Origin of the sequence: Campylobacter sp. IFREMER_LSEM_CL2090 (genome assembly GCF_025771865.1) — a bacterium.
Lineage (GTDB): Bacteria > Campylobacterota > Campylobacteria > Campylobacterales > Campylobacteraceae > Campylobacter_D > Campylobacter_D lari_D.
This window is the reverse complement of record NZ_JAKMRA010000003.1, coordinates 19,844-32,866: the sequence shown is the minus strand read 5'-3', so window position 1 is coordinate 32,866 and position 13,023 is coordinate 19,844. Positions and strand designations below refer to the sequence as shown.

Annotated in this window: 12 protein-coding genes; 11 read left to right on the top strand and 1 reads right to left on the bottom strand. The window is 32.4% G+C overall.

Annotated features, from left to right (window positions below):
* Positions 1-5 precede the first annotated feature (5 nt).
* Positions 6-2,468, top strand: coding sequence for a flagellar hook protein FlgE (gene flgE, locus L8V85_RS02235; protein ID WP_263737391.1), 2,463 nt, complete (start codon positions 6-8; stop codon positions 2,466-2,468).
* A 345-nt stretch (positions 2,469-2,813) separates the two neighbouring features.
* Here flgE and L8V85_RS02230 read toward each other — a convergent pair whose 3' ends face one another.
* Positions 2,814-4,055 carry a multidrug effflux MFS transporter gene (locus L8V85_RS02230; RefSeq protein WP_263737390.1) on the bottom strand — a complete coding sequence of 414 codons (1,242 nt, stop codon included), beginning with the start codon at positions 4,053-4,055 and terminating at the stop codon, positions 2,814-2,816.
* 122 nt (positions 4,056-4,177) lie between these two features.
* On the opposite strand from L8V85_RS02230, the gene L8V85_RS02225 reads away from it, so the two are divergent.
* Genes L8V85_RS02225 through L8V85_RS02180 form a run of 10 tightly spaced genes read left to right on the top strand, consistent with a single transcriptional unit; the run spans position 4,178 to position 13,023 of the window.
* Entirely contained in the window at positions 4,178-4,447 is a 270-nt protein-coding gene (locus L8V85_RS02225; RefSeq protein WP_039619526.1) for an iron-sulfur cluster biogenesis protein NfuA, read from the top strand.
* Positions 4,434-4,973 (top strand): histidine kinase, encoded by a 540-nt coding sequence (locus L8V85_RS02220; protein ID WP_263662675.1) that lies wholly within the window; start codon positions 4,434-4,436, stop codon positions 4,971-4,973. Before L8V85_RS02225 ends, L8V85_RS02220 begins: the two co-directional genes overlap by 14 nt.
* Entirely contained in the window at positions 4,957-6,240 is a 1,284-nt protein-coding gene (locus L8V85_RS02215; protein ID WP_263737389.1) for a UDP-N-acetylmuramoyl-L-alanyl-D-glutamate--2,6-diaminopimelate ligase, read from the top strand. The genes L8V85_RS02220 and L8V85_RS02215 overlap by 17 nt, the downstream gene beginning before the upstream one ends.
* Positions 6,241-6,546 (top strand): YbaB/EbfC family nucleoid-associated protein, encoded by a 306-nt coding sequence (locus L8V85_RS02210; RefSeq protein WP_039667857.1) that lies wholly within the window; start codon positions 6,241-6,243, stop codon positions 6,544-6,546.
* Positions 6,543-7,622: a PDZ domain-containing protein gene (locus L8V85_RS02205; RefSeq protein WP_220567026.1), complete on the top strand. Its 1,080-nt coding sequence runs from the start codon at positions 6,543-6,545 to the stop codon at positions 7,620-7,622. The genes L8V85_RS02210 and L8V85_RS02205 overlap by 4 nt, the downstream gene beginning before the upstream one ends.
* Complete coding sequence (locus tag L8V85_RS02200; protein ID WP_220567046.1) at positions 7,622-8,467, top strand: polyprenyl synthetase family protein; 846 nt, start codon at positions 7,622-7,624, stop codon at positions 8,465-8,467. Before L8V85_RS02205 ends, L8V85_RS02200 begins: the two co-directional genes overlap by 1 nt.
* A gap of 3 nt (positions 8,468-8,470) precedes the next feature.
* Complete coding sequence (gene tkt, locus L8V85_RS02195) at positions 8,471-10,375, top strand: transketolase (RefSeq protein ID WP_263737388.1); 1,905 nt, start codon at positions 8,471-8,473, stop codon at positions 10,373-10,375.
* 1 nt (position 10,376) lies between these two features.
* Positions 10,377-11,477 carry an MlaE family lipid ABC transporter permease subunit gene (locus tag L8V85_RS02190; RefSeq protein ID WP_393921358.1) on the top strand — a complete coding sequence of 367 codons (1,101 nt, stop codon included), beginning with the start codon at positions 10,377-10,379 and terminating at the stop codon, positions 11,475-11,477.
* A complete protein-coding gene (locus L8V85_RS02185; RefSeq protein WP_263737387.1) occupies positions 11,474-12,196 on the top strand; it encodes an ABC transporter ATP-binding protein in 723 nt (240 codons plus the stop codon). The genes L8V85_RS02190 and L8V85_RS02185 overlap by 4 nt, the downstream gene beginning before the upstream one ends.
* On the top strand, positions 12,196-13,023 hold the full coding sequence (locus L8V85_RS02180; RefSeq protein WP_133319166.1) for an MlaD family protein: 828 nt from the start codon (positions 12,196-12,198) through the stop codon (positions 13,021-13,023). The genes L8V85_RS02185 and L8V85_RS02180 overlap by 1 nt, the downstream gene beginning before the upstream one ends.

Here is a 13,023-nt window from a genome sequence, read left to right as displayed (position 1 = left end):
TAATTATGATGAGATCTCTTTGGGCTGGGGTTTCAGGACTCCAAGCACACCAATACGCAATGGATGTAGAAGGTAATAACATAGCCAATGTTAATACATTTGGTTTTAAATATTCTCGTGCGGATTTCTCAACGCTTATGAGTCAAACTTCTAAGATAGCTACAGCTCCAGATGGCAACCTAGGTGGTAAAAACCCTATGCAAGTTGGACTTGGTGCAGGTGTAAATTCTACTACTAGAATTCACTCTCAAGGTAATATCCAAACTACAGATAAAAATACCGATATGGCTATCAATGGTGATGGATTTTTCATCGTTTCAAATGATGGTGGCACTACGCAGTTTTTCACCCGTGCAGGGGACTTTAAAACAGACGCAGTAGGAAATTTTGTAGATAATAACGGCTACACGGTTCAAGGCTGGAATTATAATCAAGAAACGGGTCAAATTGACTCCTCAACTTCAGTGCAAGATATAGTTATCCCACCTGGTATGAGTATGCCTGCTAGAGCAAGTACTTCAGTAAGCCTTACAGCAAATTTAGATAGTGGTAATACTTTAGGTATGAATGCTTCTGCTAAGCGTCCTATCTATGCACTAGATTCTACTCATGGTATGAGAAATGATACAGGAACAGCAATAGATGAAAACGATACTGGCCATACTGAGTTTTATACTACTTCTAAAAGTGGAGCCCAAGTAACTGAAAAAGGTGTGGATATGGGTGTAGTGTTTAACGCTCAAGGTGAGGGTTTGAATCTAAGAAGTGGGCAAGGTATGTGGGTAAGTTTTGCAGATGCCAAACATACTTCAAATATCAAAATGGATCCTGATCTACCACAAGATCCTACTAAATGGCAGCGAGATTCTAACTATACATTTTGGGGTTTTAAACAACCAGATGGAACAATGGTAAATGCAGTTTTAGATATTAACATTAATGGTGTAAATATAAGAGCTGAAGGTGTAGGGCAAGAAACTTTTATCAATGCTATCAATGCTAAAACAGCTGAAACTGGTGTAGTGGCTTCGGTAGTAAATGGTCAAATCACTTTTACCAATGATAATAGCACTGGAACTACGGCAAAATCTAAAAACTTAGATATCACTATAAATGCTGCAACTACGGCAGGTGGACAAGTTACTATACCACAACTTCCAGGAGAAGGAGCTAATGTAACGCAAGATAATATACAAGTTCGAGGAACACCTAGAAGAGCTTGGTTAGGAACTACAAATGGGCAACCAGACGGTGGTGCTAAAACTACAGTTCAAGTTATTACAGCACATGAATATATTTATAGTCCAAATAATGTAGATATAGGTCCAAATCCTGTTCCTGGAGCTAATGATCAGCAAAATGCTAATATGCCAAATCCTACAGGACAAAGAACCTTCCATACTACTGAGGATTTAAGAGAGCTTTTACAAAGAGATGCAAGATATGCAGTAGATTATGATGGAAGCGGAAGTATAGTTAATTGGCAAAATGGTGGCGTTGGAGCTGATGCTAATCCTGGTGTAGAAGTAGTAGTAGAAAGTGATGGTAGATTTAAAATAACTAATCCTAAAAGTGAAAATTCAAAAGACATGACTTTTAAAGTTACAGGTTTTTCAGATGAGGTAAATAAAATCGCTACCAATGATAAATTCACAGCTATGTTTAGTGCCTTAGATGGAAATTTCAACGCAGGTAATAATGAAAAGTATTCTCAAGATATGTACTTATCAGCTCATACTGCTAGTATAGAAATCTTTGACTCATTAGGAACTAGACATGAGCTAACTGTGCAATTTACCAAACAAACTAAAACAGCAGATGGTGGGGCTGAATGGTCTATCATCATCTCAGTGCCTGAACCTGCAGAGATTAATTTTAGTGGTGATGGAGCTCCGGGAAATATAGTAGTAGGAAATTTAAGATTTGGTAATGATGGTTCGCTTCAAAGCTATACACCAAATGTATTAAATTTCACCGGAAACAACGGCTCAAAACCTGATCAAGTTATAAAACTTGACTTTGGAACAACAGGTGGTTTTGATGGTTTAACAAGCTATGATAAAGACTCATCTACTACTAAACAAGAAACAGATGGTTACACAGGGGGTAATCTAAAGCCAGATGCATTAAGAACTGATGAGAATGGTTATATCTATGGAGAATTTACAAATGGTAAAACTCTAGCGCTAGCTAAGGTTGCTCTAGCTACTTTCCCAAATAATATGGGTCTTGAAGAAATGGGTAATAACCTTTATAAAGCGACAGCAAACTCAGGAACAGCTACCATAGGCCATGCAGGCGAAGGTGGTAGAGGGGGCTTAAAAGGTTCAGCCATAGAAATGTCGAATGTGGATTTAAGTCGTGCATTAACAGAGCTTATCGTAATCCAAAGGGGTTATCAAGCAAACTCAAAAACGATTACCACAAGTGATCAGCTTTTAAATACTTTGCTTCAATTAAAACAATAATCTTAACCCAAGGTTTTAAAAACCTTGGGATCAAGCTTTACAAGGTTATCGAGGTAGCCTTGTAATACTTGATAGCCTTGAAGCCTTCAATCTATTGCTAACTCACTTCTTTCTTGCCTTAAGGAGTGAGTAGCATGATTTGCATATCGACAAGTTAAAATAAAAATTTATAAAGCTAATCATCTATTAATAGTTTTGATCATTGCAAATTTAAAATATTTTGTTTTGCTATTATGATTAAAAACACTAAAATTATCAAGAAAAATATAAATATTGTTTATTGATATAAAGTTTTTTGAAAAAGGTTCGATATAGTCAGTGAATCTTTTCAAAAATATTGCTTAATTAAGCGTGAGAAATCACGCTTAACTTCTTTTTGATTTTATTTAACTTTCTTTTATTAATCAAACTTAGATAAGAAATCAAAGATAAAAATGTGCAAGTTCCTAAAATAAGTGATAAAAATATAGGTGTATTAGCATTTAAAAGACTTACTAAAAATGCCATTACTCCTGCCATAGCAAATTGTGCTGCACCTAAGAGTGCTGAAGCACTGCCTGCATTTTGTTTTGATCTTGCCATGGCTAAGGTTGTGGTATTTGGCAGGATAAAACCCAAACTTGCTATGATAAAACACAAAGGAATTTCAAAAGCCCAAAAACCTAGCTCAAAAGTTGCACCCAAAATGAGTAAAAAAGTTAAAAAAGTAATCACCATAAGCGCTCTAGGGAGTATATAATAAGGAGAAAATCTAAGGACTAATCTTGCATTGATATTTGCACATATAACAAAGCTTAGAGCATGAGCTCCAAAAAGGGCTGCGTATTGTTGCTCGCTTAATCCAAAAACGCGTGTAAAAACAAAAGATGAGCCGGTTAAATAAGCAAAAAAACCTGCAAATATTAAATTTCCACAAAGCAAATACACTACAAAACGGCGATCTTTTAAAACTTTTTTGTAACTTTTTGTAACCTCTTTGTGATTGATTTTTTTTCCTTGGGTGTTGTGATTGCTTTCTTTTAGAACAAAAATAACAAGCAAAAATAAAATAAAGCCTAAGATAAACAATGTTAAAAATATACTACGCCAAGAAAAAAATTCAAGTAAAATTCCACCAAAAGTAGGAGAAAGCATAGGTGCTAAAGAAGTAAAAACCATCATTAAAGCATAAACTCCTGCTGCTTCTTTAAGCTCAAAAACATCATTTACTATAGCTCTTGCTACGACTACACCCACGCAACCCCCTAAAGCTTCAAAAAAACGCAAAGCTATAAAAGCATGAATGGAATCAACTAAAACACAAGCAATACTTGAAGAAATAAAAATAAAAAGTCCTATATATAAAGGTTTTTTTCTTCCATACACATCACTTAATGGTCCATATAAAAGCTGACCTAAAGAAAAGGCGATGAAAAAACTTGCAAGAGAAAGTTGAGTGTAAAAAGAATTTGTTTGAAAGCTTTTTTCTACTTCATTTAAAGCAGGTAAATACATATCAGTTGAAAGTGGTGCTATGGCAGATAAAAAGCCTAGTATGATAATGAGTTTGAGTTTTTCAAAACCTTTTATTTGGGTGTGTTTTTGCATAAAATTTCCTAAAGTCTTTTTACCATTGTATAGCAAAAAGTCTAAAATAAACAATAATTTACATTTTTTAAAGGCAAATAAGATAAAATTAAACTAAAAATAATCAAGGAAAAATTATGAATATGCCTTTTAGTGATGAGGAATTAATCGAACCTGTAAAAGCCAGTCTAGCTAAAACTATGCATATTTTAGAAAATGATGGCGGAGGGCTTGATTTTTTGGGTGTGAAAAATGGTGTAGTTTATGTGAAGCTAACCGGAGCTTGTCATGGCTGCCCAGCTAGTGGGACGACTTTGAAATATGGCTTGGAAAAACAACTTAAAATCGATATACATCCAGATATTACTATAGTAAATTTAGCAGGTGGGGAAAGCGAATTTGCAAAATTATAAAAAAATAGCCATAGAATGTTTTTACAAAAAAGATTTTAAAAATGCTAAGATGTATTTTTCTCTTGCTTATGAAAAGCGTAAAAATAAGAGACTTTTAACTTTTATTAATATTTGTGATTTGGCTTTAAGAAGCCCTGAAGAAGCTTTTGTTTTTTTTGAATTTTTTATGCAAAATTATAAAAATACTAAAGTAGATAAAGACTTAGAAAAACTCATTAATCTTAGCCAAAGTGTGCAGTTTGAAGAAGATAGCGAAGATTTTGAGGGCTTGAGTTATCAAGATTTTTTACTTAGCGAAGCAAAAGTTGGGTTTAAACAAGCCTTAGAAAATGTTATAATATCTAATAAACTTATTATTAACGATAAAGAAGATTTTGTGGATTTTTTAGAAAAGCTTTTAGAACATGGTTATAAAGATATGCTCGTAGCTTATATGGAAGATGTTTCAGCGCATTTTTATTCTAATTATAGATTTATTAAGCTTAGTGAGAAAATCAAGGAATTAAATTATGATAGTAAAGATTGAAAATACTTTCATTTGTGATAATTCTAATGAATGCGAAAAAGATTGTTTTTTCTTAAAAACTACTCAAAATGAAAAATTTCTTCATCAAGCTTTAGAAAAACAAGCAAAAGTTATTGGCATTGGCGAATGCAAGAAGCTTTTAAATATAGATGAAAATATTAAAATCATAGGCATTACAGGCACAAATGGCAAGACAACTACTGCAGGGGCTATTTACTCTATCTTGCTTGATTTAGGTTATAAATGTGCTTTAATGGGAACTAGGGGTAGTTTTATAAATGATAAAAATATCACTCCAAAAGGCTTAACTACTGCTCCTATTTTACAAACCTTAGAGCTTTTATCTTTAGCAAGTAAGGAAAAATGTGAATTTTTGATTATGGAAGTAAGCTCGCATGCTTTGGTGCAAAATCGCATTGAAGGGCTTGAGTTTAAGGCTAAAATTTTTACTAATATCACTCAAGATCATTTAGATTTTCATGGGGATTTTCAAAACTACCAAGCGGCAAAAGAAAGTTTTTTTACCGATGAGTGTATGAAATTTATCAACAAAGATGCAAAAGCTATAAATTTTAATGTCAAAGGTGCTTTTACTTATGGAGTGGAAAATCCAAGTTATTACCACATTAAAGCTTATGCTTTAAAAAATGGCATTGAAGCTGTGGTAAATTTTGGTAAAGAAACTTTTATGATTGATTCTTCTTTGGTGGGGCTTTTTAATCTTTATAATCTTTTGGCTGCAAGTGCTTGTGTAAATGAACTTGTTAAGCCAAATTTAAAAGAGCTTGAAAAGGCTATTAGTAATTTTGGTGGCATTGAGGGTAGAATGCAAGTGGTTGCAAAAGATGTGATTGTAGATTTTGCTCATACGCCCGATGGCATAGAAAAAGTTTTAGATGCTTTAAAATATCGTGATTTGATTGTAGTTTTTGGAGCAGGGGGAGATAGAGATAAAACTAAGCGTCCGTTAATGGCTAAAGTTGCCAAACACTATGCTAAAAAACTCATCATCACAAGTGATAATCCGCGTTCAGAAGAGCCAATGGATATAATTAATGATATTTTAAATGGTATAGAAAAAGATGAGAGTATTTTTGTAGAATGTGATAGAAAAGAAGCGATCAAAAAAGCATTAGAGCTTAAAACAAAAGATGATTTTGTAGTGATTTTAGGTAAGGGCGATGAGACTTATCAAGAAATCAAGGGTGTAAAATATCCTTTTAACGATAAAGAAGTAGTATTAGAGATATTAAAAGAAGGAAAATAAATGTTTGAAAATATGGATTTTTCTAAAATGGGCGAGCTTTTAACTAAGGCTCAAGAAAAAGCAAATGAATTAGAGCAAGAAGCTTTAAAAAAAGAATTTAGTGCAAAAAGTGGTGGTGGTTTAGTAAAAGTTAGTGCTAATGGAAAAGGTGAAATCATCGATATAAACATTGATGATTCTTTGTTAGAAGATAAAGAGTCTATGCAAATTTTACTAATAGCAGCGATTAATGATGTGATGAAAATGGTAGAACAAAATAAAAAATCAATGGCTAGTAATTTATTTAGCGGAATGGGAATGCTATGAGAATTTTACTTTGTATTTTGGGTGTAGTTTGCACACTTTTTGCTGTGCCAAGACCGACTTTTAATGATTTTTTGGGTTGTTATGAAAAAAATAAAGCTAGTATGTTGATTTATGAGGGCTTACCTGCCTTTGCTTTAAATGAAAATACTTTAGCAGTAGTTAAAACTAAAAACGCGAAATTAAACAGCTATACTAAATATGATCCCTTTTTAAATTTGTATTTAGTAAAAACAGATTTTAGTTTAATTCCTGCACCTATGGGAAATGAAGAAGATTTAACACGCAATAGTTGGGTGGGAATTTTAGATAGCAATAAAAGCTATATAGGACATTTGAAGTATTTTGGGCAAAGTTTGACAGAGCGTGATCAACTTGACTTTGCTTCTAAAATCGGAGAACTTAACTCGCCGTGTTGTAAAATGCTTGGTATAAGTTTAGAAGATGGCAAACTTATAGGTAATCGTTATTTAAAACACTTTGCAAAATATCCTGATGCTTATTGGGGTGATATAGGTGTGGATTTTGATATGCGTGATGGCAAAATTTATGTTAAAAATGTGCGTAAAAATGGACAATTTTTACTTAATGATGAGCTTGTGAGTGTTGATGGACAAGCTTATGATGATTTAAGAAAACTAAATGAAAAAATTTTATTTGCTGATCGCGGTGCAACTTTATACTTTAATGTATTAAGAGATAATAAAGATGTTAATATCTCCACTATGGTTTTTGATAAAGACTTGGGTGCATTTGCTAAGCCTAAAAAAGTGGTTCAAGCTAAGCCAAGTTCTTTTTATAGCAATCTAGGATTGCGCGTAGATATGAAAATGAATATTACAGAAGTTACTCCAAATTCTAAAGCGCAAATGGCTGGATTTTTAAAAGGGGATAAAATTTTAAGAATTAATAATCAAAAAATCAACAATTTTAATGAACTTCAAGCTGTTTTAGCTCAAGCTAATACTTTTGATATTCTAGTCTCAAGACAAGCAAGCAATATCCCTTCAGCGAAAAATAATGACTTTGAGCATTTTAATAAAGGATACTTTGACTTTTTTATAAGGCTAAATAAGTGATTTTAGAAAAATTCAAACAGCATTTAGAGCAAAATTTTCCTAAAACTCAAAGCTTTCATCCATTTTTTAATGAAGCTTTAAAATGGATGTTAGAAGCTGGTGGGAAGCATTTTAGAGCCCAACTGCTTTTGGGTATAGTTAATGCTAAAAATCCTGCTTTGTTTGAAAAGGCTTTAAATGCAGCTTTGGCTTTGGAATTTATCCACACTTACTCTTTAATACACGATGATTTACCTGCTATGGATGATGCTTCTTTGCGTAGAGGAAAGCAAACTTTACACAAAAAATATGATGAAACTACGGCTATTTTAGTGGGCGATGCTTTAAATACTCAAGCTTTTTTACTTCTTTCTAAGCTTGATTTAAAAGAAAATGTTAGATTAAAACTCATAGAAACTCTAGCCTTTAATGCAGGGCTTGGTGGTATGATTATCGGGCAAGCTATTGATTGTTATTTTGAAGATATGCCTTTAAATTTAGAGCAAGTTGAGTTTTTGCACATTCATAAAACTGCAAGATTGATTGCAGCGGCTTTAAAAATGGGTTGTGAAATTTGTGAGTTAGATGAAAAAGAATGCGAGCAAATTTATGAAATAGGGCTTTTGATAGGATTAGTTTTTCAAATCAAAGATGATATTATCGATGCGACTTTAGATACTCAAGAAGCAGGAAAGCCAACTCATAATGATTTGCATAAAAATTCTTTTGTTAAACTTTTAGGTTTAGAAGGTGCTAAAAAGGCAAAAGATGATAAAATTGCTTTATGTGAAGAAAAAATGAAAAATTTAGACTCTAAGCTTGCTAATGAGCTTCAAATTTTGATTGATAAATATTTAAAAGGTTAAACAATGTTACAAAAACAAGCCAACACTATAAGATTTTTATGTGCGGATATGGTGCAAAAAGCAAATTCAGGCCACCCAGGTGCTCCAATGGGTTTAGCAGATATTATAAGTGTTTTAAGTACTCATTTAGTGCATAATCCAAAAGATCCTACATGGTTAAACCGCGATAGATTAGTCTTTTCAGGTGGTCATGCTAGTGCTTTGCTTTATAGCTTTTTACATTTGAGCGGTTATGATGTAAGTTTAGAAGATTTAAAAAATTTCCGTCAATTACACTCTAAAACCCCAGGTCATCCTGAAATTTTCACTCCAGGTGTTGAAATCGCCACAGGACCTTTAGGACAAGGCATTGCAAATGCGGTTGGTTTTGCTATGGCAGCTAAAAAAGCAAGTTTGCTTTTGGGTGAGGATATTATCAATCATAAAGTATATTGTTTATGCGGTGATGGAGATTTACAAGAAGGAATTTCTTATGAGGCTTGTTCTTTAGCAGGTGTGCATAATCTTGATAATTTAATCATCATTTATGATAGCAATAATATTTCAATTGAAGGTGATGTGGCCATTGCTTTTAATGAAAATGTAAAAGAGCGTTTTAGAGCGCAAAATTTTGAAGTACTTGAGATAGATGGGCATGATTTTGAGCAAATTGATTTAGCATTAAAAACTGCTAAAGAAAGCAAAAAGCCTTGTTTAATTATCGCTCATACTACCATAGCTAAAGGAGCTTTAGATCTTGAGGGAAGTCATCATTCTCACGGAGCACCTTTGGGTGAAGAGCTTATAAAAAAGGCAAAAGAGGCTTTAGGTTTTGATCCACAAAAAACTTTTGAAATCCCAGAAGAAGTTAAAATTCGCTTTAGTGGGGCAATAGAACTTGGGGATTTAGCACAAGCTAAATGGAATCAAAAAGTACAAAATTTAAATGCAGAGAAGCAAGCATTGCTAAAAGAGCTTTTAGAACCTGATTTTTCAAAAATACAATTTCCTGATTTTAAAGGACAAGATTTAGCTACTAGAGATAGTAATGGTGTGATTTTAAATGCTATCGCTAAAGCCTTACCGGGATTTTTAGGTGGTAGTGCAGATTTAGGTCCATCAAATAAAACTGAACTCAAAGATATGGGCGATTTTCCAAATGGAAAAAATATCCACTATGGTATAAGAGAGCATGCAATGGCTGCTATATCAAATGCTTTTGCAAGATATGGTTTGTTTTTGCCTTATTGTGCTACTTTTTTTATATTTAGTGAGTATTTAAAACCTGCTGCAAGAATAGCAGCTTTGATGAGGGCTAAACACTTTTTCATCTTTACTCACGATAGTATAGGTGTAGGTGAAGATGGCCCAACACACCAACCTATAGAGCAGCTTAGCACTTTTAGAGCTATGCCAAATTCATTGACATTTAGAGTAGCTGATGGGGTTGAAAATGTAAAAGCATGGCAGATTGCACTTAAAACTAATATGCCAAGTGTTTTTGTTTTATCGCGTCAAAAGTTAAGTGCTTTAAGCGAGCCTGTTTTTGGAGATGTTGAAAATGGGGCTTATTTATTAGAAGAAAACGCAAATGCACAATTTACACTTTTAGCAAGTGGTAGTGAAGTGTCATTATGTGTAAAAACAGCTAAGATTTTAAAAGAAAAAGGTGTGATTGCTAATGTGGTTTCTATGCCTTGTTATGAGTTATTTATTGCTCAAGAAAAATCTTATAAAGAAAGAATTTTACAAGGTAAGGTTATAGGCGTGGAAGCTGCAAATTCAAACGAGCTTTATAGAATTTGTGATGAGCTTTATGGTATAGAAAGTTTTGGTGAGAGTGGTAAAGATAAAGATGTATTTGAGCATTTTGGATTTAGTGAGGAGAAATTAAGCTCATATATTTTAAGTCTATGTAATGAAAAATAAAATAATCAAAGATGTTAAAAATCAAGAATGCATTTTTAGCGTCTTTGGTATATGGGATAAAACAAGCGTAGGAAAATTGGAAAAATTAGATTTTCCTACTCAAAAAAATATTATTTTTGATTTTGCAAATTTAGATTTTATAGATACTGCCGGAATTAGGTATTTTCTAGCTTTAGAAAATGAATTTAAGCAAAAAGGTTTTGAACTTAGTAGGATAAATCTTAAAAGTGAGCATGCTAAGCTTTTTGAACTTTGTCAAAAACACTACAAAAGCTTTTGTGATTCTTATGAAGATAAAAAAACAATCAAAGATTTTTTTGAAAATTTAGGAAAGAAAGTTGCAAATTCTTTTACAATTTTAGTGCAGTTTTTAAATTTCATAGGACTTATTATTTATACTTGTTTTAAAACACTTTTAAACCCTAAAAAACTTCGCTTTAAGGCATTTTTATATCATGTAGAAAATAGCGCTATTAATGCTTTACCTATTATTATGCTAACTTCATTGCTTGTGGGTGTGGTGCTTGCTTATCAAGCTGCGTATCAACTTGCACAATTTGGAGCTAATATTTATATTGTCGATTTAATGGGAATTTCTGCCACTAGAGAGCTTGCACCATTAATTAGTGCTATTGTTATTGCAGGCAGGAGTGCAAGTTCTTATACAGCTCAAATTGGAGTAATGAAACTTACTGATGAAATTGATGCGATGAAAACTATGGGTTTTAAAGAAAGTGAATTTATCATTTTACCTAGAGTTTTAGCTTTAGCGCTTGCTATGCCTTTGGTAGTAATAGTAGCTGATATTTTAAGTATTATAGGTGGAATTGTAGTTGCTTGGTTTAGTTTAGAAATTAGTGCGAGTGAGTTTATGAGTCGTTTTAAAGAAGCAGTGGAGCTAAAACATATTATCATAGGACTTATAAAAGCACCTATTTTTGGATTTTTGATTGCTTCTATTGCTTGTTTTAGAGGATTTTTTGTACAAAAAACTACCGAAAGCATAGGTGTTTATACGACAAAAAGTGTGGTAAATGCTATTTTTTGGGTGATAGCTTTTGATGCGATTTTCTCTGTATTTTTGACAAAGGCTGGATTTTGATTATAAAGGCTAAAAATATCAGCACTTATTTTGGAAGTAAATGTGTACATGAAGATATTAGCTTTGAAGTGCAAGATAATGAAATTTTTGGCATTTTAGGTGGTAGTGGTAGTGGTAAATCTGTGCTTTTAAGACAAATGTTAATGCTTGAGCATTTTGATAAGGGAGAGTATGAAATTTTAGGTAAGAGATTACAAAATATAAGCGATGAAGATGCTTTGTTTTTGCAAAAACAATGGGGTGTTGTTTTTCAATATGGAGCATTATTTAGCTTTTTTAATATACTTGAAAACATTAGCATACCTTTGGTTGAATACACAAAACTTAGTAAAAACGACATTAAAGAAATAGCTATGATGAAGCTTAAGATGGTAGGGCTTGATGAGAGCGTGGCAAAGCTTTATCCTAGTGAGTTAAGTGGGGGTATGAAAAAAAGAGTGGCCATGGCTAGAGCTTTGGCACTTGATTCTAAATTACTTTTTTTAGATGAGCCAACTTCAGGGCTTGATCCTTATAGCTCAAGAGAATTTGATGAGTTACTTTTGAGTTTAAAACAAAGCTTTAAATTATGTGTAGTCTTAATTACTCATGATAAAGAGAGTATGAAAAATGTTTTAAACCGCTTTTTGATTATAGAAGAAAAAAAAGTTGGTTTTTTGGGAAATGTCGAGGCTTTGCAAGAGCAAAATCCAAGACTTTATGAGAGGTTTATGCAATAATGGAAAACAAAGCAAATTATATTTTGATTGGAATTTTTGTTTGTGTGTTATTTTTTATCAGTTTGTTTTTTATAGTGTGGTATGGAAATTTAAAAGATGAAAAATCATTCAAATATTATGAAATTTATATGGAAGAATCAGTTGCAGGACTTAGTGTAAAAGCTCCAGTTAAATTTTTAGGAGTAGATGTTGGAAGTGTTGAAAACATCAGTATAGATAGCTCAAGTAAGCAACTAAGAGTAAAAATTTTAGTTAAGCTTGATTCTAGTTTGGTTGTTAAAACAGATACTTATGCAAGTTTGCAAATTCAAGGCATAACAGGATTTAAATTTATTCAGCTTGCAGGAGGTAGTGAGGAAGCTAGTGTTTTGAGAGCAGGCGATGATGTTTATCCTATTATAAAATCAAAAGAAAGTTTTTTTGCAAGCATAGATAAGCAAACTTCAAATTTATTAGAACTAATCACAAGTTCAAAAATAAAATTAGAAAAACTCTTAAGTGATAAAAATTTAAAAAACATAGAGCAAATTTTGCAAAATTCATCAGAATTTTCTGCACATTTAAATGCTAATGTACCAGCATTTTTAGCAAATTTAAATAAAACAAGCTCTAAACTTGGCAAAAGTGCAGATGAATTTTCAAATTTTTTAAACAATGCTAATGGCCAACTTAATGAGCTTAATAAAAGTAGAATGCTCTTAAATGAAAATTTGGATATTTTAAGAGTTTTGTTTTTAGATTTTACGCAATTATTAAATATTTTAAAGCAAAATCCTTCAGATATAATTTATAAAGATAAGGCTACTCAATATGCTCCAGGAGAATAA